At 61.1% G+C, this 21,444-nt stretch carries 18 protein-coding genes; 14 read left to right on the plus strand and 4 right to left on the minus strand.

Annotated elements, in window-relative coordinates; translation table 11 throughout:
- Positions 1 to 25: 25 nt before the first annotated feature.
- From ABX75_RS09025 to ABX75_RS09070, 10 genes are all read left to right on the plus strand, one after another.
- Complete coding sequence (locus tag ABX75_RS09025) at positions 26 to 514, plus strand: type VI secretion system tube protein Hcp (RefSeq protein ID WP_017526783.1); 489 nt, start codon at positions 26 to 28, stop codon at positions 512 to 514.
- A gap of 90 nt (positions 515 to 604) precedes the next feature.
- The gene (gene tssE, locus ABX75_RS09030) at positions 605 to 1,120 is read left to right on the plus strand and encodes a type VI secretion system baseplate subunit TssE (RefSeq protein ID WP_047881793.1); all 516 of its coding nucleotides are present in this window, start codon (positions 605 to 607) and stop codon (positions 1,118 to 1,120) included.
- Positions 1,117 to 2,976 carry a type VI secretion system baseplate subunit TssF gene (gene tssF, locus ABX75_RS09035; protein WP_047881781.1) on the plus strand — a complete coding sequence of 620 codons (1,860 nt, stop codon included), beginning with the start codon at positions 1,117 to 1,119 and terminating at the stop codon, positions 2,974 to 2,976. The genes tssE and tssF overlap by 4 nt, the downstream gene beginning before the upstream one ends.
- Positions 2,940 to 3,983 carry a type VI secretion system baseplate subunit TssG gene (tssG, locus tag ABX75_RS09040; protein WP_034101509.1) on the plus strand — a complete coding sequence of 348 codons (1,044 nt, stop codon included), beginning with the start codon at positions 2,940 to 2,942 and terminating at the stop codon, positions 3,981 to 3,983. Before tssF ends, tssG begins: the two co-directional genes overlap by 37 nt.
- Positions 3,976 to 6,639, plus strand: coding sequence for a type VI secretion system ATPase TssH (gene tssH, locus ABX75_RS09045; protein ID WP_047881782.1), 2,664 nt, complete (start codon positions 3,976 to 3,978; stop codon positions 6,637 to 6,639). Before tssG ends, tssH begins: the two co-directional genes overlap by 8 nt.
- Before the next feature lie 149 nt (positions 6,640 to 6,788).
- Positions 6,789 to 8,729 (plus strand): type VI secretion system Vgr family protein, encoded by a 1,941-nt coding sequence (locus ABX75_RS09050; RefSeq protein ID WP_034101511.1) that lies wholly within the window; start codon positions 6,789 to 6,791, stop codon positions 8,727 to 8,729.
- 15 nt (positions 8,730 to 8,744) lie between these two features.
- Positions 8,745 to 9,179, plus strand: a complete 435-nt coding sequence (locus ABX75_RS09055; RefSeq protein WP_034101512.1) for a DcrB-related protein — start codon at positions 8,745 to 8,747, stop codon at positions 9,177 to 9,179.
- 12 nt (positions 9,180 to 9,191) lie between these two features.
- Positions 9,192 to 13,595, plus strand: a complete 4,404-nt coding sequence (locus ABX75_RS09060; RefSeq protein ID WP_047881783.1) for an RHS repeat-associated core domain-containing protein — start codon at positions 9,192 to 9,194, stop codon at positions 13,593 to 13,595.
- Positions 13,596 to 13,600: 5 nt separating this feature from the next.
- Positions 13,601 to 14,215 (plus strand): hypothetical protein, encoded by a 615-nt coding sequence (locus ABX75_RS09065; RefSeq protein WP_047881784.1) that lies wholly within the window; start codon positions 13,601 to 13,603, stop codon positions 14,213 to 14,215.
- 235 nt (positions 14,216 to 14,450) lie between these two features.
- On the plus strand, positions 14,451 to 14,894 hold the full coding sequence (locus ABX75_RS09070; protein ID WP_034115467.1) for a hypothetical protein: 444 nt from the start codon (positions 14,451 to 14,453) through the stop codon (positions 14,892 to 14,894).
- An 85-nt stretch (positions 14,895 to 14,979) separates the two neighbouring features.
- Here the strand turns inward: ABX75_RS09070 and ABX75_RS09075 are convergent, their stop codons facing one another.
- From ABX75_RS09075 to ABX75_RS09085, 3 genes are all read right to left on the minus strand, one after another.
- On the minus strand, positions 14,980 to 15,255 hold the full coding sequence (locus ABX75_RS09075) for an HU family DNA-binding protein (RefSeq protein ID WP_011064269.1): 276 nt from the start codon (positions 15,253 to 15,255) through the stop codon (positions 14,980 to 14,982).
- 191 nt (positions 15,256 to 15,446) lie between these two features.
- Positions 15,447 to 16,595, minus strand: coding sequence for an NAD(P)/FAD-dependent oxidoreductase (locus ABX75_RS09080; RefSeq protein WP_034101513.1), 1,149 nt, complete (start codon positions 16,593 to 16,595; stop codon positions 15,447 to 15,449).
- A 36-nt stretch (positions 16,596 to 16,631) separates the two neighbouring features.
- Positions 16,632 to 16,799 carry a rubredoxin gene (locus tag ABX75_RS09085; protein ID WP_034101514.1) on the minus strand — a complete coding sequence of 56 codons (168 nt, stop codon included), beginning with the start codon at positions 16,797 to 16,799 and terminating at the stop codon, positions 16,632 to 16,634.
- Between the two features lie 196 nt (positions 16,800 to 16,995).
- Between ABX75_RS09085 and ABX75_RS09090 the strand changes: the two genes are divergently transcribed.
- A complete protein-coding gene (locus tag ABX75_RS09090; protein WP_047881785.1) occupies positions 16,996 to 17,559 on the plus strand; it encodes a chorismate lyase in 564 nt (187 codons plus the stop codon).
- Complete coding sequence (ubiA, locus tag ABX75_RS09095; RefSeq protein WP_034139842.1) at positions 17,559 to 18,449, plus strand: 4-hydroxybenzoate octaprenyltransferase; 891 nt, start codon at positions 17,559 to 17,561, stop codon at positions 18,447 to 18,449. Before ABX75_RS09090 ends, ubiA begins: the two co-directional genes overlap by 1 nt.
- Before the next feature lie 119 nt (positions 18,450 to 18,568).
- Here the strand turns inward: ubiA and ABX75_RS09100 are convergent, their stop codons facing one another.
- Positions 18,569 to 18,946 (minus strand): hypothetical protein, encoded by a 378-nt coding sequence (locus ABX75_RS09100; RefSeq protein ID WP_047881786.1) that lies wholly within the window; start codon positions 18,944 to 18,946, stop codon positions 18,569 to 18,571.
- Between the two features lie 155 nt (positions 18,947 to 19,101).
- Between ABX75_RS09100 and phoB the strand changes: the two genes are divergently transcribed.
- Together phoB and phoR are read left to right on the plus strand one after the other, a co-directional pair.
- Complete coding sequence (gene phoB, locus ABX75_RS09105; RefSeq protein WP_003176964.1) at positions 19,102 to 19,791, plus strand: phosphate regulon transcriptional regulator PhoB; 690 nt, start codon at positions 19,102 to 19,104, stop codon at positions 19,789 to 19,791.
- A 137-nt stretch (positions 19,792 to 19,928) separates the two neighbouring features.
- Positions 19,929 to 21,215 carry a phosphate regulon sensor histidine kinase PhoR gene (gene phoR / locus ABX75_RS09110; protein ID WP_219730113.1) on the plus strand — a complete coding sequence of 429 codons (1,287 nt, stop codon included), beginning with the start codon at positions 19,929 to 19,931 and terminating at the stop codon, positions 21,213 to 21,215.
- Positions 21,216 to 21,444 lie beyond the last annotated feature (229 nt).

Below are 21,444 nucleotides of genomic sequence, written 5' to 3' on the forward strand. Positions count from 1 at the left end.
GGCAAGCGCCACACAGGGAGAAAACATGGCTGTTGATATTTTCATCAAGATCGGCGACATCAAGGGCGAGTCCATGGACAAAGCCCACAAAGACGAAATCGACGTGCTGAACTGGAGCTGGGGCATGTCCCAGTCCGGCAACATGCACGTTGGCGGTGGCGGCGGTGCGGGCAAGGTGAACATCCAGGACCTGTCGCTGACCAAGTACGTCGACAAAGCGTCGCCTAACCTGATGATGCTGTGCGCCAGCGGCAAGCACATCGACAAGGTCAAGCTGACCGTGCGCAAAGCCGGTGGTGAAAGCCAGGTCGAGTACATGGTGATCAACCTGGAAGAAGTGTTGGTGACGTCGCTGAGCACCGGCGGTTCGGGCACCGATGACCGTCTGACCGAGAACGTCACCCTGAACTTCGCCCAAGTGATGGTGGACTACCAGCCACAGAAAGCCGACGGCACCAAAGACGGCGGCGCGGTCAAGTTTGGCTGGAACATCCGTTCCAACACCAAGCGCTGATAGCCCTGGTGCCGTGGCCCTGCGCCACGGCACTACGGCCTCAAGCGCAGCCTCTTGTTCCTCTCGCAATCCGTCCGTGGAGCTGCTTTGGTGGTAACTGAAATCGCTTCCCGCGACCGTCTGCAACCGTCCCTGTTGGACCGGTTGACCGACGAAGACCCAACCAATCCCAAGGAAAGCGCCGACAAACGCGTGCTGTCCCTGACCCAATTGAAAGCCTCGGTGCTGCGTGACCTGGCGTGGCTGCTCAATACCACGTCGTTGCTCGATGCCGATGCGACGCTGCACACCCCGGCCGGTACGTCGGTGATCAATTACGGCCTGCCGGCGCTGGCGGGCAACAGCGTGTCCAGCGTGGACATCAAAGCGCTGGAGGCCCTGATCTATCAGGCCATCGCCACCTTCGAGCCGCGCATCCTGCGCCACATCCTGCGCGTCAAAGCCCGGGTCGGCCACGGCGAGATGAACCACAACGCCTTGAGCTTCGAGATCGAAGGCGACTTGTGGGCACAGCCGGTGCCGTTGCGCCTGCTGCTGCAAACCGACCTGGACCTGGAATCCGGCCATGTGCGCGTGGTCAACGCTGACCAACGGAGGCGCTTATGAACCCGCGCCTGCTGGAGCTGTACAACCAGGAACTGCACCACGTGCGCGAAAGCGCCGCCGAGTTCGCCAAGGAATACCCGAAGATCGCCAGTCGGCTGACCCTGTCCGGTATGGACTGCGCCGACCCGTACGTCGAACGCCTGCTCGAAGGCTTTGCCTACCTGACCGCCCGCGTGCAGCTCAAGCTCGACGCCGAGTACCCGACCTTCACCCACAATTTGCTGGAAATCGCCTACCCGCATTACCTGGCGCCGACCCCGTCGATGACCGTGGTGCAATTGCAGACCGACCCCGACGAAGGTTCGCTGGTCGGCGGTTTCCCGTTGCCGCGCGACACCGTCCTGCGCGCCGCCCTCGGCCGCGAGACCCAAACCTGCTGCGAGTACCGCACCGCGCACCCGGTGACGCTGTGGCCGCTGCAGGTGAGCAATGCCGAGTACTTCGGCAACCCGGCCACCGTACTCGGGCGCCTGGCCGCCAGCGAGCCGAAGGCCAAGGCTGGCCTGCGCCTGACCCTGCGCACCGGCGCCGAGCTGCCATTCAACAGCCTCGATCTGGACAGCCTGCCGCTGTACCTCAGCGGCGCCGACGAGCAACCGTTCCGCCTTTACGAGCAACTGCTGGGCAACGCCTGCGCGGTGTTCGCGCGCAAGCCCGGTGGCGATTGGGTCGAGCGCCTACCGCAAGACGCACTGCGTTCACGCGGGTTCGACGACGCGGACGCGGCCATGCCGGTAGTGGCGCGGGCGTTCCAGGGTTATCGGTTGTTGCAGGAGTACTTCGCCCTGCCCCAGCGGTTCCTGTTCGTGGAGTTCGCCGAGCTGAGCCGGGCGGTCAAGCGCTGCGACGGCCAGGAGCTGGAATTGATCGTGCTGTTCGACCGTCACGAGCCGAGCCTGGAAGGCAGTGTCGGTGCGGCGCAGTTCCTGCCGTTCTGCACCCCGGCGATCAACCTGTTCCCCAAACGCCTGGACCGTATTCACCTGTCCGACCGCGTCAATGAACACCATGTGATCGCCGACCGCACCCGGCCGATGGATTTCGAGGTGCATTCCCTCACCGGCCTGACCGGCCATGGCACCGGACCGGAGCAGCCGTTTCTGCCGTTCTACGCGGTGCGCGACCCGTCGCGCTACGGGCGGGACAAGGCCTACTACACGGTGCGCCGCGAGCCTCGCGTGCTGTCCAGCGACCAACGCCGCAACGGCCCGCGTTCCACCTACGTGGGCAGCGAAACCTTTGTGAGCCTGGTGGACAGCCAGCAAGCGCCGTACCGTCACGACCTGCGCCAACTCGGCGTAACCGCCCTGTGCACCAACCGCGATCTGCCGCTGTTCATGAGCGTGGGCAATGGCAAGACCGACTTCACCCTGGCCGACAGCGCCCCGGTGCTGGCCGTGCGCTGCGTAGCCGGCCCGAGCCGCCCGCGCGCCAGCCATGCCCATGACGCCAAGGCTTGGCGCCTGATCAGCCAGCTGTCGCTCAATTACCTGTCCCTGAGCGAACAGGGCCAGGGCGCCGGCGCCTTGCGCGAGCTGCTGCGGCTGTATGGCGACAGCAACGATGCCGCGCTGCAATTGCAGATCGAGGGCTTGCGCGAAGTCTGCAGTAAAGCCGTGACCCGGCGCCTGCCGATGCCCGGCCCGATCGTGTTTGGCCGGGGCCTGGAAATCACCCTGGAATTCGATGAAAACGCGTTTCGCGGCACCGGCGTGTTCCTGCTCGGTGCGGTGTTGGAACGCTTCCTGGCACGCTACGTGTCGATCAACAGCTTTACCGAGACGGTGATCCGTACCACCGAACGCGGCGAGATCATGCGATGGAAAGCCAAGCCCGGACGTCGTCCGACCCTGTGAGTACCCTGGAAGCGATGCACCAGGAGCCCTGGGAATACGATTTCTTCCAGGCCCTGCGGCGCATCGAATGCGAGTCGCCGCAGCTGCCGCGCCTGGGCCATTCCCTGCGCCTGGCGGACGACCCGTTGCGCCTCGGGCAACAGGCCGACTGCACGTTCGCCCCGGCCACCCTGGCGTCGCTGGAGCCTGGCGGTGACGGCCGGCCGGCGCGGCTGGAGCAATTCTTCTTCGGCCTGGGCGGCCCCAACGGCCCGCTGCCGTTGCACATCACCGAATACGTGCGCGAGCGTCAACGCAACAACGCCGACAGCACCAGCAAACAGTTTCTGGACGTGTTCCACCATCGTCTGCTCAGCCTGTTCTACCGAGCCTGGGCCGAGGCGCGGCCGACGGTCAGCCACGACCGCCCCGACGATGACTACTGGTCCGCGCGCCTCGCCGCGTTGAGCGGTCGCGGCATGCCGAGCCTGCTCAACCAGGGGCTGATTCCCGACACGGCCAAGCTGCATTACAGCGGCCACCTGTCGGCACAGACCCGCTATCCGGACGGTCTCAAAGCCATCCTCAGCGAGTACTTCGGCCTGCCGGTAGAGATCGAGGAATACGTCGGCCAATGGCTCGAACTGCCCGAACGCAGCCGCGTGGGCGTCAACGCCAACCGGCTGGGCGTGGACCTGTGCCTGGGCAGCCATGTGTGGGACCGCCAGCATAAATTCCGTATCCGCCTGGGCCCGCTCACGCTCGATGACTACATGGGCATGCTGCCCGGCCACCAGCCGTTCAACGAACTGGTGGCGTGGGTAGCCGAGTATCTGGGCCACGAATTGGACTGGGACTTGAACCTGGTCCTGCAACAACCCGAAGTACCGGCGCTGCGGCTTAACGGCCAGTTTCGCCTGGGCTTCAACACGTGGCTCGGCCAACCTGCGCACGACGCCAACGACCTAATCCTGGCCCGGCATTACGCCGATCAAGCCACCACCTCAAGGAATCCAGAGCATGGGTGAAATCAGTCGCGCCGCACTGTTCGGCAAACTCAACAGCGTGGCCTACAAAGCCATCGAAGCCGCCACCGTGTTCTGCAAGTTGCGGGGCAATCCTTACGTGGAACTGGCCCACTGGTTCCACCAGTTGCTGCAACTGCAGGACTCGGACCTGCACCGCATCATCCGCCAGTTCAACGTCGAGCCGGCGCGCCTGGCCCGCGACCTGACCGAAGCCTTGGACCGTCTGCCGCGCGGCTCGACTTCCATCACCGACCTGTCGTCCCACGTAGAAGAAGCAGTGGAACGTGGCTGGGTCTACGGCAGCCTGATGTTCGGCGAAAGCCAAGTGCGCACCGGTTACCTGGTGCTGGGCATTCTCAAGACTCCGAGCCTGCGCCATGCGTTGTTAGGCTTGTCCGGCGAGTTCGACAAGATCAAGGCCGAGGCCCTGAGCGAGCGTTTTGACGAATACGTCGGCGACTCGCCGGAAAACGCCTTGACCGCCAGCGACGGTTTCAACGCCGGCGCCGTTCCGGGCGAAGCCAGCGGCGCCATGGCGCCCAGCGCGATGGGCAAGCAGGAAGCCCTCAAGCGCTTCACTGTGGACCTGACCGAACAGGCGCGCAGCGGCAAGCTCGACCCGATCGTGGGGCGTGACGAAGAGATCCGCCAGTTGGTCGATATCCTTATGCGTCGGCGCCAGAACAACCCGATCCTCACCGGTGAAGCCGGGGTGGGTAAAACCGCCGTGGTCGAAGGGTTTGCCCTGCGCATCGTCGCCGGCGATGTGCCGCCGTCGCTCAAGGATGTAGAACTGCGCAGCCTGGATGTGGGCTTGCTGCAAGCCGGCGCCAGCATGAAAGGCGAGTTCGAACAGCGTCTGCGCCAGGTAATTGAAGACGTGCAGGCCTCGCCCAAGCCGATCATCCTGTTTATCGACGAAGCCCATACGCTGGTGGGCGCTGGTGGCGCCGCCGGCACCGGCGATGCGGCCAACCTGCTCAAGCCTGCGCTGGCCCGCGGCACCCTGCGCACCGTGGCCGCCACCACCTGGGCCGAGTACAAGAAGCACATCGAGAAAGACCCGGCCCTGACCCGCCGCTTCCAAGTGGTGCAAGTGGCCGAGCCCTCCGAAGACAAAGCCCTGTTGATGATGCGCGGCGTGGCCTCGACCATGGAACAGCACCACCAGGTGCAGATCCTCGACGAAGCCCTGGAAGCCTCAGTGAAGCTGTCGCACCGCTACATTCCGGCGCGCCAGTTGCCGGACAAATCCGTGAGTCTGCTGGACACCGCCTGCGCCCGCGTGGCCATCAGCCTGCACGCGGTGCCGGCCGAAGTAGACGACAGCCGCCGTCGCATCGAGGCCCTGGGAACCGAGCTGCAGATCATTGCCCGCGAGCATGCCATTGGCATTGACACCGGCGCGCGCCAGAGCAACAGCGAAGCCCTGTTGGCCGCCGAACGCGAGCGCCTGGCCACCCTCGAAAGCCGTTGGGCCGAAGAGAAAGCCCTGGTGGACGAGCTGCTCGCAACCCGTGCCACCCTGCGCGAAAAGGCCGGGGTGGTGGACAGTGGCAACGACGAATTGCGCACTCAATTGGTCGACCTGCAACAACGCCTCACCGCCCTGCAAGGCGAAACCCCGCTGATCCTGCCGACCGTGGATTACCAGGCCGTGGCCTCGGTGGTCGCCGACTGGACCGGCATCCCGGTGGGCCGCATGGCGCGCAACGAATTGGAAACCGTGCTGAACCTGGATCAGCACCTGAAAAAACGCATCATCGGCCAGGACCATGCGTTGCAGATGATCGCCAAGCGCATCCAGACCTCTCGCGCCGGCCTCGACAACCCGAGCAAGCCGATCGGTGTATTCATGCTGGCCGGCACCTCCGGCGTGGGCAAGACCGAAACCGCCCTGGCCCTGGCCGAAGCCATGTACGGCGGTGAGCAGAACGTCATCACCATCAACATGAGCGAGTTCCAGGAAGCCCACACCGTGTCGACCCTCAAGGGCGCGCCACCAGGCTACATCGGCTACGGCGAGGGCGGTGTGCTGACCGAAGCGGTACGGCGCAAGCCCTACAGCGTGGTGCTGCTGGACGAGGTGGAAAAAGCCCACCCGGACGTGCACGAGATTTTCTTCCAAGTGTTCGACAAAGGCGTAATGGAAGACGGCGAAGGCCGGGTGATCGACTTCAAGAACACCTTGATTCTGCTGACCACCAACGCCGGCACCGAGCTGATTTCCCAGGTCTGCAAAGACCCGGCGAACATCCCCGAGCCCGAGGAGATTGCCAAGGCCCTGCGCCAGCCGCTGCTGGAGATCTTCCCACCGGCCCTGCTCGGCCGCCTGGTGACGATCCCTTACTACCCGCTGAGCGACGAGATGCTCAAGGCGATCACCCGCTTGCAGCTCAACCGCATCAAAAAACGTGTGGAGAACACCCACAAAGTCGCCTTCGACTACGACGACGCGGTGGTCGACCTGATCGTCTCGCGCTGCACCGAAACCGAAAGCGGCGGACGCATGATCGACACCATCCTTACCAACAGCCTGCTGCCGGACATGAGCCGTGAATTCCTCACGCGCATGCTTGAGGGCAAGGCGCTGGCGGGAGTGCGGATCAGCAGTCGGGATAATGAGCTGCACTACGACTTCAACGACGCCGAATAACGACTGTTGAAATAAGGTTTAAATGTGGGAGGGGGCTTGCCCCCGATAGCGGTGAATCAGTCACTGCATGCATCAACTGACACACTGCTATCGGGGGCAAGCCCCCTCCCACATTTGGACTGGGTTCCTTCAGTTATTAGGGTACTTCGATGCTATTCAACCAAGCCTCACGCCTGGCCAAGATCACCAGCCCCCTCGGGCCGGATGTGCTGCTGCTCAATGAAATGGGCGGTGGTGAAGAGTTGGGGCGCCTGTTCAATTACGAGCTGCAACTGACGTCCCTGGACGCCAACATCGACCTCAACCAGTTGCTCGGCAAACCCATGAGCGTCGGCCTGCAATTGGCGGACGGCGGCGAGCGGCACTTCCACGGCATCGTCGCGCGGTGCAGCCAGAACATTGATCAAGGCCAGTTCGCCAGTTACCAAGTGACGCTGCGCCCGTGGTTCTGGCTGCTGACTCGGACCTCGGACTGCCGGATTTTCCAGAACCTGAGCATCCCGCAGATCATCAAGCAGGTGTTCCGCGACCTGGGCTTTTCCGACTTCGAAGACGCCCTGAGCCGGCCGTATCGCGAGTGGGAATACTGCGTGCAGTACCGCGAAACCAGCTTCGATTTCGTCAGCCGCTTGATGGAACAGGAAGGCATCTACTACTTCTTCCGCCATGAGCAGGACCGCCATGTGCTGGTACTGGCCGATGCCTATGGCGCCCACACCACCGTGCCGGGCTACGCGTCGGTGCCGTACTACCCCAAGGATGAGCAACAGCGCGAACGCGACCATATGCACAACTGGCATTTGGCGCAGGAGGTGCAGCCGGGCTCCCTGGAACTCAACGACTACGACTTCCAGCGCCCCAGCGCCAGCATCGACGTGCGCTCGGCCATGCCGCGCCCACATACCGCCGGCGACTACCCGCTCTACGACTACCCCGGCACCTATGTGCAAAGCGAAGACGGCGAGCACTACGCGCGCACCCGCATCGAAGCGCTGCAAACCCTGCACGAACAGATCGAGTTTGCCGGCAATGCACGCGGCCTGGGATCGGGCCATCTGTTCAGCCTCACCGGCTTCAGCCGCCAGGACCAGAATCGCGAATACCTGATCGTTGGCATCCGCTACTACATCGTCCAGGAAAACCTCGAAAGCGGCGGCGGTTCGGCCTCGGCGCAGTTCGAAAGCAGCCTGACCTGCATCGACGCCCAGCAAAGCTTCCGCCCGTTGGCCACCACTCACCGGCCCATCGTCAAAGGCCCGCAAACCGCACTGGTGGTCGGCCCCAAAGGCGAGGAAATCTGGACCGACCAGTACGGCCGCGTAAAGGTGCATTTCTATTGGGACCGTCACGACCAATCCAACGAAAACAGCTCGTGCTGGATTCGTGTGTCGCAGTCCTGGGCCGGCAAGAACTGGGGCTCGATGCAGATTCCGCGGATCGGCCAGGAAGTGATTGTGAGCTTTCTGGAAGGCGACCCGGACCGACCGATCATCACCGGGCGGGTGTACAACGCCGAGCAGACCGTGCCCTACGACCTGCCCGAGAACGCAACCCAGAGCGGCATGAAAAGCCGCTCCAGCAAGGGCGGCACGCCGGCCAACTTCAATGAAATCCGCATGGAGGACAAGAAGGGCCTGGAACAGTTGTATATCCATGCCGAGCGCAATCAGGACATCGTGGTGGAGGTGGATGAGAGCCACTCCGTCGGGCACGACCGCAACAAGAGCATTGGCCACAACGAGACGGTCACCATCGGCAACAACCGCCTGCGCATCGTCAAGCAGGAAGACATCCTCTCGGTGGGCCAGCGCAAGACCGACAGCATCAGCCAGAGCTATGTGATCGAGGTGGGCGAAAACCTGCGCCTGGTCTGCGGCGAAAGCATCCTGGAGTTGAATGCCAGCGGGCAGATCAACCTCACCGGCGTAAACATCAGCTTCTATGCCAGCGGCGATGCCGAGATCAATACCAAAGGCGTGCTGCACCTCAATAACGGCGGCGGCCCTGGCGCCACGCCCGATGGACAGGGCCAGAAAACCAGCATCGACGCCAATATCAAAGCCGCGTTCCCCGCGCCGAAAAGCTCCTGACGAGACCCGTTTGCCATGACGTACCGAATCAACGAATTCCAGTTCCAACTGCCGGCGAGCGAGCTGCAGGATGCGACGATCAACATCCTCAAGTTCCCGGAGCTGGGCACATCCCTGATCGTCAGCCGCAGCCAACTGGCCGACGGCGAAACCCTGCACAGCAACTTCAATGACCAGCTCCAGCGCCTGGAAAAACAGGTGCAGGATCTGCGCTATCAACCGGGCGTGGACGTGCGTTTGGGCGCCGCGCAGGAAGTGGAAGGCATCGAGCTGCGCAGCCAGTTCAACAAGGGCAACGACAAGGTGTTCCAATACCAGCTGGCGCTGGTGATACCGGGCACGCGCAAGATGCTCGCCTTGAGTTATGTGAAGGCCGAGAAGCTTGGGGAGGCCGAAGCGGCGCATTGGGCGCTGATCAAGAACTCGCTGTCGTTCGACGCCATTTCCTGATGAGCTGCCTGCATGTCTGACGCGCTTTGGGCGGCCCGCATGGGCGATGCGCTCTCCCACACTTCGATGATGGCCGATATCCTCGGCGGTGTGCTGGAAGTGGCGGCCAACATCGCGATCACGGCGGTGGCGACGGCGGCGGTGGTTGCCGCCACCGGGATTACCGTGGCCACTGGCGGGCTCGGTTGCTTCCTGTTGGGCGCCGTGGTGGGCACGGTTGTCGGCCTGGCCATGAGCAAGACCGGCGCGGACAAAGGCTTATCGAATTTATGCGAAAGCTTCAGCAACGCCCTGTTTCCGCCCACGGTGCAGGCGAACATCCTCACCGGTTCCACCAACACCCTGACCAATAACATTCCGGCCGCTCGCGCCGCCGGGGCTATCACCTCTCACGTCGCACCCGCCGGCACTGAGCTGGAAGAGCACGCGCCCGAGCCAGAAGTCAGCTTCCTGGACATGGCCGAGAGCTTCTTCTCGCAGATGTGGCGCCCCACGGTTGCCACGCCTGCCCCAGGCGCCGAACCCAAGCCGCTGGATCAGGTGACGTGCACAAAACATCCACCGATGCCGCCGCAGTTTCTGGCCGAGGGTTCGGAAAAAGTCACCATCAATGGCCAACCGGCGGTGCGCAGCGGTGACCGCAGCACCTGCGATGCAACGGTGGTGTCGTCGGGGCTGATCTCCTCCAATGTGACCATTGGCGGCGGCTCGGTGGTGGTGCGCGAGATTCGCAGCGGCAAGACACCGGGCGTCGGGCTGGCGGTGACGGCGTTGCTGATGCTCAAGGGCGGCAAGGGCAAGTTCTTCAGCAAGTTGCCCTGCATGTTGATCGGCGGCGCGGCCTCGATGGCCGTTAGCAGTGCGATGGGGGCAATGGCCAACGCGGCGATGGGCTCGTCGAACCCGGTGCACGCGGCCACCGGCGCCAAGGTGTTGGGCGGCGATGATGAGTTGGATTTCGTCCTGCCCGGCATCCTGCCGATTGATTGGCAGCGGTTCTACAACAGCCGTGACGAACGCACGGGCAGCCTGTTCGGCCCAGGCTGGAGCGTGCCGTATGAAGTCTGCGTCGCCATCCAGCCTCACCCCGACGGCGGTGAAACGCTGATCTACACCGATGAACAGGGCCGGCCTATCGACATGGGCAGCATCCCCCTGGGCGGCGCGGTGTTCAGCGCCGGTGAAGGGCTGGCCGTGCGCCGACACCTCAACGGTGAGCTGCTGATTGAAAGCGATGACGGCCTGTATCGCTTGTTCGAACCCTCCGCCAACCCGGCATTGCTGCGCCTCAGCCAACTCGGCGACCGCAACGACAACCGCATCCATGTCGATTATGACGACGCCGGGCGCCTGGTCCGACTGCGCGATACCTTCGATCTGGTGCAAGTGGAGTTGATCCGTGATCAAGGTCACGTGGTACGACTCGAACGGCTGTACCCCGACCAGCGCCGCGAAGTGCTGGTCAGCTATGGCTATGACGCTATCGGCAACCTGGCTGAGGTCCGCGATGCAACTGGCCAAGTGCAGCGCCGCTTCAGCTACGATGCTGGCCGGCGCATGGTGGAGCACCAGCTACCGACCGGGTTGCGCTGTTTTTACGAGTGGGCCTTGGTTGAAAACGCGGAATGGCGCGTGGTCCGGCACTGGACCGACGAAGGCGACGCCTACCAGTTCGACTATGACTTGCAGGCCGGTATCACGCGGATTACCGACGGCTTGCAACGCGTCAGTACCCGTCACTGGAACACCCAGCACCAGATCGTTCGGTACAGCGACAACCTCGGGCAAACCTGGCTGTTCGAGTGGAACGACGAACGCCAATTGCTCAGCGCCACCGATCCGCTGGGCGGGCGCTATGCGTACAGCTACGACGATGCCGGCAACCTGATCGGCGAGACTGACCCGCTGGGCCGCAGCGACTCGACCTTGTGGCTTGAGCATTGGGCACTGCCGCTGGTGGAGACCGACGCCGCCGACAATAGCTGGGCGTATCGCTACGATCAGCGCGGCAACTGCATCGCCGAAACCGACCCGCTGGGCTATGTCACTCGCTATCGCTATGACGATCACGGCCAGCCCGTAGAAATCATCGACGCCACTGGCAAAAGCAAGAAGCTGCGCTGGAACCCGTTCGGGCAGTTGGTCGAGCACGTGGATTGCTCCGGCTATCCCACGCGCTTCAGCTACGACGAACGCGGCAATTTGCAGGTCATCACCGACGCCCTTGGCGAGCGCACCCTGTTCAGCTATGACGCCCAGGGGCGCCTGCTCAGCAGCCAATTGCCGGACGGGCGCACCGAGCAATACCAACGCAACACCAGCGGCCAACTGGTGGGTTACACCGACCCGGCCGGGCATACCACGCTGTACCAGCACAACCGTCGCGGCCAGGTGCGCCAGCGCATCGACGCCCATGGTCGGCAGGTGCAGTTCGGCTATGACAGCTATGGGCGCCTGCAAGCGCTGATCAACGAAAACGGTGAGCGTTATCGGTTTGCCTGGGACGCCGGCGATCGGTTGACCGAGCAGCAGGACCTGGATGGCAGCGCCAAGCGCTACCGCTACGATCCGCTGGACAATGTGATTGCGGTGAGCGCTGTACCGGCCCCGTATGGCAGTGGCTTGGCGGTCGTCCCCGAGACAGCGCCCGCGCCCATCGTCCATCGATTGGAGCGCGACGCCGTTGGCCGCCTGATCGCCAAGACCACCGACGATGGCCGCACGGACTACAGCTACGACGCCGTGGATCAGCTTACGGCGGTGACGTTCACCGACCTGCACGGCAACACCCAGGCCCTGAGCTTCGCCTACGACGCCCTTGGCCAGTTACTCACCGAACAGAGCTCAGCGGGCAGCCTGCACCACCACTACGACGAACTCGGCAACCTGATCCAGACCCAACTGCCCGACGGCCGCTGGCTCAACCGCCTGTACTACGGCAGCGGCCACCTGCATCAGATCAACCTCGATGGCCAGGTGATCAGCGACTTCGAACGCGACCGCCTGCACCGCGAAGTGCTGCGCACCCAGGGCCAGCTCAGCACCCGCAGCGAATACGACCGCAGCGGCCGCCTGCGCGCACGCCAACGTCGTCTGGCGGGCCAGCCGTCGCTGCTGCCGGCAGCCGCGCAGAAACAATTCGAATACGACCCCGCCGACAACCTGATCGGCAAACTCGACCAGCAGCCCGCCACACAACACCGCCAACTGCTGCACTACGACGCCACCGGCCGCATCATCGCCAGCCAGGACAACCTGCACGGCCAACGCGAAACCTTCGCCTACGACGCCGCCGCCAACCTGCTCGACGGCCCGCAACCCGGCGCCGGGCTGGTGGTGCACAACAAGCTGCTGACTTATCAGGACAAGCGTTATCGCTATGACGCCTTCGGCCGCACAATCGAAAAACGCAGCACCGCGCGCGGCCTGCAACGCTTTGCCTACGACGCCGAAAGCCGTCTGATCGAAGTACGCAATGAAAACGGCAGCGTGGTCCGGATGACCTACGACCCGCTGGGCCGACGCATCGCGAAAACCGAGCACGGCGGTGACGGGTATCCGCTGGGGGAAACCCGGTTTATGTGGGATGGCCTGCGGTTGTTACAGGAACACCGCCACAGCCAAACCAGCCTGTACGTCTACGAAAACGAAGGCTACGAACCCCTGGCCCGCATTGACGGCAGCGGGCCTCTGCAAAAAATCCGCTACTACCACAACGACCTGAACGGCTTGCCGGAACAACTCACCGAAGCGGATGGGCACACGGTTTGGCAGGCGACATATCGGGTGTGGGGCAACACACTGGAAGAGGTGCGCGAGCCTTATTACATTGAAGAGCAGAACCTGCGGTTTCAGGGGCAGTACCTGGATCGGGAGATTGGGCTGCACTACAACACGTTCCGGTTTTATGATCCGGATGTGGGGCGGTTTACTACGCCGGATCCGATTGGGTTGGCGGGAGGGTTGAACCTCTATCAATATGCGCCGAATCCCTTTACTTGGATTGATCCGTGGGGATGGGCTTGCAAAAGTGCAGTCAGCGGTAATAAAGGTCGGACCAAGGCGATTCATGACTTGAAACGGAACGGGTTCAAGGTCGTAGCTGAAGAAGTCACCATGAAGGTAAACGGAAAACGTATTCGGGCTGACTTCGTCGCCAAGGACCGTAACGGTAAGTTACATGTATTTGAAGTTAAACATGGCACTGGAAAGCTAACTCCTAACCAAACAGACTCCAAGGTCTTCGACATGACCAAGCCGGCCAACACCACACAACACTTGGGAGGTGGCACGATCAAGCCCTCCGCTGGAACGAAGGGATCGTTCAAGGTTGATACCAAAGGCAAACCGGGCGTTCCGCTGGGTGGAAAAGGCGCACAGCACAACGCAACCTTCAATCTTCTAATCTACAAGTGAATAACATGAGCCTTGAAGTTCGTAAAAATATGGAAGTGGAATTACTGGCAGCGCTGAAGCAAATAACCTCTCCCCACTTCAACCTAAAGGCAAGCAAAAATAAAATTAGCCTACTGGCAGAAAAAGAAAAATTTGGAGAAATCTATCTCCAGCATTTGACAAAAGCCGATGGCTACTATGCCGGAATGGAGATCTATACGTGTGAGGCATTTAGCTTCTGTAAAAACCAGTCTCCTCCCTATCAAAGCCGGCTGTTCAACACATCATTTTTATCGAAGAGCTCTTTGTCGGAAGAAACAAAACAGTTCGGCGACGAGTTGGGCGGAATCATCAAAACTCCGTCAGCTCAGGATATAAATGCTACAGTCAAAAAAATCAGTGACCGGCTAAGTTTATATTTCCTGTCAAAGGCAGAAAACTGCATCTTGGGTACGACGAAATTAATTGATGATGTGTTGTCCGAACCCGACAGCTATGCATTCCCATTTCTAACGATCCTCTTTGTCGCACATAAAAACAATATGAGCCTGGATTCGGATGTAATGAGAAAAGTGCTCGCAATGAAATCGATCCTCGGGAACAAGAAATTCGACTTAGAGTTAGCAAATAAAATTTTATAAACCTCAGCCAGATCATTATTAAAAATAACATGAAAAGTAAATAAATCAGGGCGAATTTATTTAATAACTGCACAACCAAATAGGCAATTAAATAAATTCACTCCCTTTTTTCGAGAGAACTGGATGACTAACAACCCGCTAAAGAAACTCAAGCCTTGGCGCTGTTCATGACTGGAGGATCCCGCCGACTTTATCGGGCCGGCTGAGCAGCCTAAATATTAGTAAGGATTATTGTATGAAAGACTTGGCAGATGAGAATCCCGACCTCGCAGAAAAGATCATGAACATTATGGCGTCAGGTAATGATCTCGATGACCAGAACAAAAAATCTGAAGCCCAGGCTATGTATCAGCAGGCATGGAATTTACTTCCTGAGCCAAAGCTTGAGTGGACGCCTCTGTCATCATGGGTCACAGGTTCTTTTTTCAATCTTTACTTTGACAGCGGTGATTTCACGGCAGCTGAACAGTGGGCGCAGAAAACGTTGGATGGGCGCGAGTCCGATATTGATACGGGTCCATTGATCAATTTGGGAATGGCATTTCTAGAGTTAGAAAGAAAGGCCGATGCATTTAAGTGCTTTGATGAAGCTTATAGCTTTGGTAAAGCACGAGCTTTTCAAGACCGCCCCAAAAAATATCTGAATTTCTATTTGGATGAGAAAAAGAAGGGCCATTGATTTAACCCCACAAAAAATGGGCACCCAACCCCGTCGGCGTGCCCACTTTTCCTATCACCCCGCCTCCCTTCGGACGGTACTGCGCTTACGGGTTGACGCTGTCTTTGAGCGACTTGCCCGGCTTGAACGCAACGGTATTGCTGGCCTTGATCTTCACAGGCTCGCCGGTTTGCGGGTTTTTGCCGGTGCGGGCGCCGCGGTGGCGTTGCAGGAAGGTGCCGAAGCCCACCAGGGTGACGCTGTCCTTGCGGTGCAGGGCGCCGGTGATTTCTTCGAGAATGGCGTTGAGGACGCGGTTGGCCTGCTCTTTGGTGAGATCCGCTTTTTCAGCGATGGCGGCTGCGAGTTCGGGTTTACGCATAAGTGAAGCCTCTTTGACGGTTTTTTGTTGTTATGTCCGTGCCGCTCTCTGACGGAGCGGCGCCCAAAGCGCCGCAGGCTCTACTCTGCGGCAGACGGGAGTGAGGATGGCATGCCCTCGCACGCTCCGCCAGTCTCGCGGCGACCTTTCTAGAGGGAAAAATGTGCTTATTCCGACAGAACGACCGGTATTTACGCCAGCAACGGCGGAAGTTCTTTGTTGAGCGCGAGTTTTTCCATCACGGCGGTGCCCGTCAGCGCATAGCCCAGCAGGCGGCCACTGGCGTCGCGGCACAGCGCCTTGATATCGCCACCCTGCCCTTCGACATTCCACACCCCTTCGGTGCCGCGTGGCGGTGGGGAGACCACCAACGGGCACACCGGTGTTTTTACGGTGACCGGCATCGGGCCATAGCTGACGGCGGTGGCGTTGCCGGCCAGCGTCTGGGCCAGGGCGCGCGCGCAGGTCATCAGAGGCATGACGTACAACAGATTGAGGCCGTCCACCTCGGCGCAGTCGCCCAGGGCGTAGATGTTGGCGTGGGAGGTCTTGAGGTGGCGGTCCACCATGATTCCACGGTTGACCTGCAGGCCCGCCGCGGCTGCCAGGTCGATGCGCGGGCGCAGACCGATGGCCGAGACCACCAGGTCGCAACGGATCACTTCACCGTCCGACAGATGCGCTTCCAGGCCATCGGCCGTGCGTTGCAGGCGGTTGAGCACCGGACCCAGATGGAAGCGTGCGCCAAGGCTTTCCAGGCCGGCTTGCACCGCCGCAGCCGCAGCCGGGTGCAGCAGAGTGGGCATGACTTGCTCGCACGGCGCGACCAGATCGATCTCATAACCACCCAGGATCAGGTCATTGGCGAATTCGCAGCCGATCAGGCCGGCGCCGAGCAGCAGTACGCGACGCTTGCCGGCGGCGGCGGCGCGAAAACGTGCGTAGTCTTCCAGGTCGTTGATCGGGAAAATCAGCTCGGCGGCGTCGCCCTCGACCGGTACGCGCACGGTTTCGGCGCCCCAGGCCAGGATCAGGTCACGGTAAGCCACCGCTTCCTCGCCGATCCACAGGCGCTTGTGGCCAGGGTCGATGCCGCTGACGCGGGTGTGGGTGCGCACCTCGGCCTTGAGTTGCTCGGCCATGGCGCCCGGTTCAGCCATGCTCAGGCCATCGGCTTGCTTGTTCTTGCCAAAGCCGGTGGAGAGCATGGGCTTGGAGTAGGAGCGCCCGTCATCCGCGGTGATCAGCAGCAATGGGGTTTCGCTGTCGAGCTTGCGAAACTCCCGGGCCACGTTGTAGCCGGCCAATCCTGTGCCGATGATCACGACAGGTGCGTTCATTCCTTTCTCCTTGTAGTACGTTTCTTAAATTTCAGATCAGCCGATTTGGATCATTTCGAAATCCATTTTGCCCACGCCGCAATCCGGGCACAGCCAGTCTTGCGGGACGTCCTCCCAACGCGTGCCCGGCGCGATGCCATCATCAGGCCAGCCGTCTGCTTCGTTGTAGATAAGGCCGCAGACGATACATTGCCACTTCTTCATTACTTACTTCCTCAAGGTCCAGGCAAATTGGCCGGCGGTCGATGGATCCAGCATTGCCACGCGGCTCAGGGCGTTTTGTACTGACCGGGGCGTGCAGATGCAAGCGTCATCGACTCAACGGGCCGGTTGAGCCCGGCAAAAGACCGGGACGCCATGGTAAGCTCGCCGCCTCTTTTACTGCCCATACCGACTCGCCGTGCCGCACTCAATCGCCCGCCCCGCTGCTTGCCAATGGCTGCCCCAGAGCCTTCTGAACCCTGCGCCCGCGCCGTTGACCCTCGACTGGTTGTTCGACGAAGGCTCACTGACGCGGCGACTGACCGAGCTGTCCAACGAGGGCTTCAGCGTCACGCCGCTGTTCGAAGGCTGGCAGCCGCTACGCGAGGATGAGTGTGTTGCGCTGCAGCTGGCGCCGGCCAGTATCGGCTGGGTACGCGAGGTGTATTTGCGCGGGCACGGCCAACCCTGGGTGTTTGCCCGCAGCGTGGCGGCGCGCAGCGCCTTGCAGGGCGATGGGCTGCAGATGGACGAATTGGGCAGCCGTTCGCTGGGTGAGTTGCTGTTCTGCGACCGCGCGTTCACCCGCCAGGCCATTGAAGTGTGCCGCTACCCCCGGCACTGGCTGCCCACAACGGATCAGGCCGATGGTTTGTGGGCCCGCCGCTCACGTTTCGACCGCGGCGCATTGAGCGTGCTGGTGGCGGAAATCTTCCTGCCGAGCTTCTGGCATGCGCTGCATGATCCTTCGGAGAACCGCTGATGTATCAACGCCTGCTCCAATCCTTCAACCGCCTGAATCCCAGGGCCTGGGACTTCATTCAATTAACTCGCATGGACAAGCCCATCGGCATTTACCTGCTGCTGTGGCCGACGCTATGGGCGCTGTGGATTGCCGGCGAGGGCTCGCCGTCCTTGGCCAATATCGTGATTTTCGTGCTGGGCGTGACGCTGACGCGCGCTGCCGGCTGCGTGATCAATGACTGGGCCGACCGCAAGGTTGACGGGCACGTGAAACGCACCGCGCAACGCCCGTTGGCCAGCGGCAAAATCAGTTCCAAAGAAGCGCTGGTGTTCTTTGCAGTCCTGATGCTGATCAGTTTCCTGCTGGTATTGCTGACCAATGCCACAACCATCTGGCTGTCCCTGGGCGGCCTGGCGCTAGCGGTCAGCTATCCCTTTATGAAGCGTTACACCTATTACCCGCAGGTGGTGCTGGGGGCCGCGTTTTCCTGGGGCATGCCGATGGCATTCACCGCCGAAACCGGCCATCTGCCCGCCACGGCTTGGCTGCTGTATATCGCCAACCTGCTGTGGACGGTGGCCTATGACACTTATTACGCCATGACTGACCGCGATGACGATCTGAAAATCGGCGTTAAATCCACCGCGATTCTGTTTGGCGATGCCGACCGCGTGATCATCCTGACCTTGCAAGGTCTTTCACTGGCGTGCCTGCTGCTGGCCGGCGCGCGCTTCGAATTGGGCGGCTGGTTCCACTTGGGGCTGCTGGCGGCTGCGGGATGTTTTGCCTGGGAGTTCTGGTACACCCGCGATCGCGATCGCCTCAAATGCTTCAAGGCGTTTTTGCACAACCACTGGGCGGGGTTGGCGATTTTTGTCGGGATTGTGGCGGATTACGGGTTTCGCTGAGTTTTTGCAGTGTCTGGCCGGGACTCATCGGGGGCAAGCCCCCTCCCACCTTTTGATGTGTGAATACAGTCAAATGTGGGAGGGGGCTTGCCCCCGATGGCTTGAGCAGCGCCCAACGATCAGGGCTTGATCACATGCCACGCGCCACCCTTGCCATCGCCGGTCTTGTCACCGGCCTTTTTGTCATCCTTGTAGGTGTACACCGGCTTGCCTTTGTAGGCCCACTGGCTGGTCTGGTCGTCGCGGGTGATGACCTTCCAATCGCCCGTCGCCGTGTCGGTGGACTCAGCCTTCAGCGGCGGCCAATTGGTCGCGCACTTGTCATTGCACACTGAATTGCCGTCGGCGTCCTTGTCGAAGGTATAGAGAGTCATGCCTTTGTGATCCACCAACATCCCACCTTGGGTCATCGCCGGCTCCGCCGCGAATGCTAGGCCGGGCAGGGTCAACGCCGCCGCTACCAACAGGGCTTTCCAGGAAACAGTGCTGTGAGTCATCGGAACCTTCCTTTTGTGGTTGTCAGGATTCGGACTCAAAGGGTAGTCCAGAGTGCCGTGAATTGCCCAAGCGACTAAATTACTGTCACACGACTGCAATAATTCCGTTATCTAATGCGGCGCAAGACAGTTAAATGACAAGAGGATTTTTGAGCATGGTTGGCAGGAGCATTCTGATTGTTGACGACGAAGCGCCCATTCGCGAAATGATCGCCGTTGCGTTGGAAATGGCCGGCTATGACTGCCTGGAGGCCGAGAACTCCCAGCAGGCCCATGCCATTATCGTCGACCGCAAGCCGGACCTGATCCTGCTCGACTGGATGCTACCCGGCACCTCCGGCATCGAGCTGGCCCGCCGCCTCAAGCGCGATGAGCTGACCGGGGATATCCCGATCATCATGCTTACCGCCAAGGGCGAAGAGGACAACAAGATCCAGGGCCTGGAAGTCGGTGCCGATGACTACATCACCAAACCCTTTTCCCCACGGGAACTGGTCGCGCGGCTTAAGGCTGTGTTGCGCCGTGCCGGCCCTACCGACGGCGAAGCGCCTATTGAAGTCGGTGGCCTGCTGCTGGACCCGATCAGCCACCGCGTGACCATCGATGGCAAACCGGCCGAGATGGGCCCCACCGAATACCGTCTGCTGCAATTTTTCATGACTCACCAAGAGCGCGCCTACACCCGTGGCCAACTGCTGGACCAGGTGTGGGGCGGCAACGTATACGTGGAGGAGCGCACCGTGGACGTGCATATCCGCCGCCTGCGCAAAGCCTTGGGCGATGCTTACGAGAATCTGGTACAAACCGTGCGCGGTACCGGCTATCGGTTTTCAACCAAGGGTTGAACCGCAAGCGGTCAGCTACAAGCGGCAAGAGATGCCGCATCGCTCTAACTTGAAGCTTGCAGCTTGAAACTTGAAGCTGCCCCCCAAGGACGTATTTTCAAGTGAATTCGAATTGGCATGGCACCTTGATCCGCCACATGCTCCTGTTGGTCACCGGCTGCCTGTTGGTGGGCCTGATCAGTGGCTATTACGGCTGGAGCCTGGCCATCGGCATCGGCTTGTACTTGGGCTGGACCCTCAAACAACTCCTTCGCCTGCATGAATGGCTGCGCCAGCACAAACCCGACGAAGCGCCACCCGACGGCTATGGCCTATGGGGCGAGGTGTTCGACAGCATCTACCACCTGCAACGCCGCGACCAGCGGGTGCGCGGGCGCCTGCAAGCGGTGATCGACCGCGTGCAGGAGTCCACTGCCGCGTTGAAAGACGCGGTAATCATGCTCGACAGCGATGGCAACCTGGAATGGTGGAACCGCGCCGCCGAAACCCTGCTGGGCCTCAAGACGCCCCAGGACAGCGGCCAGCCGGTGACCAACCTGGTGCGCCACCCGCGCTTCAAGGAATATTTCGAGCAGGACAATTACGACGAAGCGCTGGAAATCCCCTCGCCCACCAACGACCGGGTGCGCATCCAGCTGTACCTGACGCGCTATGGCAACAACGAACACCTGATGCTGGTACGCGATGTCACGCGCATCCATCAGCTGGAACAGATGCGCAAGGACTTCGTCGCCAACGTCTCCCACGAGTTGCGCACACCATTGACGGTGATCTGCGGATACCTGGAGACGCTGTTGGACAACGTCGACGAGATCAACCCGCGCTGGGGCCGCGCCTTGCAACAGATGCAGCAGCAGGGCTCACGCATGCAGACCCTGCTCAACGACCTGCTGCTGCTGGCCAAGTTGGAAGCCACCGATTACCCCTCGGACAACCAGCCCGTGGCGGTCCCGAGCCTGTTGAAAACCATCAAGAATGACGCTCTGGCCCTGTCGGGCGAGCGCGGGCAGCAGATCAGCCTGGAGGCCGACCCGGCGGTGCTGCTCAAGGGCAGCGAGGGCGAGTTGCGCAGCGCGTTTTCCAACCTGGTGTTCAACGCGGTGAAATACACCCAGGACCAGGGCACCATCCGCATTCGCTGGTGGGCCGATGAGCAAGGCGCGCACCTGAGCGTGCAGGACTCCGGCATCGGCATCGACGCCAAGCACCTGCCGCGCCTGACCGAACGTTTCTACCGTGTCGACTCCAGCCGCAACTCCAATACCGGCGGCACCGGGCTCGGCCTGGCGATCGTCAAACACGTTCTGCTGCGCCACCGCGCGCGCCTGGAGATCAGCAGCATGCTGGGGCATGGCAGTACGTTCACCTGCCACTTTCCACCCGCTCAGATGACCCGTTCGCGGGCCATCGGCCTAGATGAATAACCCAAAAACGCCATAAGACTAATGTGGGAGGGGGCTTGCCCCGATGACCACAGGTATCTACACATCTTCGGCGTAAACATAACGCGAGAAAATAAGGTTGTTGTGGTAATGGAATGGACGCCCCCTTCCTAACGGCATCTATGTGCCAAAGTTAAAGTGTTACCCACACTTAGCGGAAGGGAGCGTCCTCATGCAGCTTACGACTGTTTCGGTTGACTTGGCAAAAACC

The organism is Pseudomonas sp. ARP3 (genome assembly GCF_001029595.1).
Classification (GTDB): Bacteria; Pseudomonadota; Gammaproteobacteria; order Pseudomonadales; family Pseudomonadaceae; genus Aquipseudomonas; species Aquipseudomonas rhodesiae.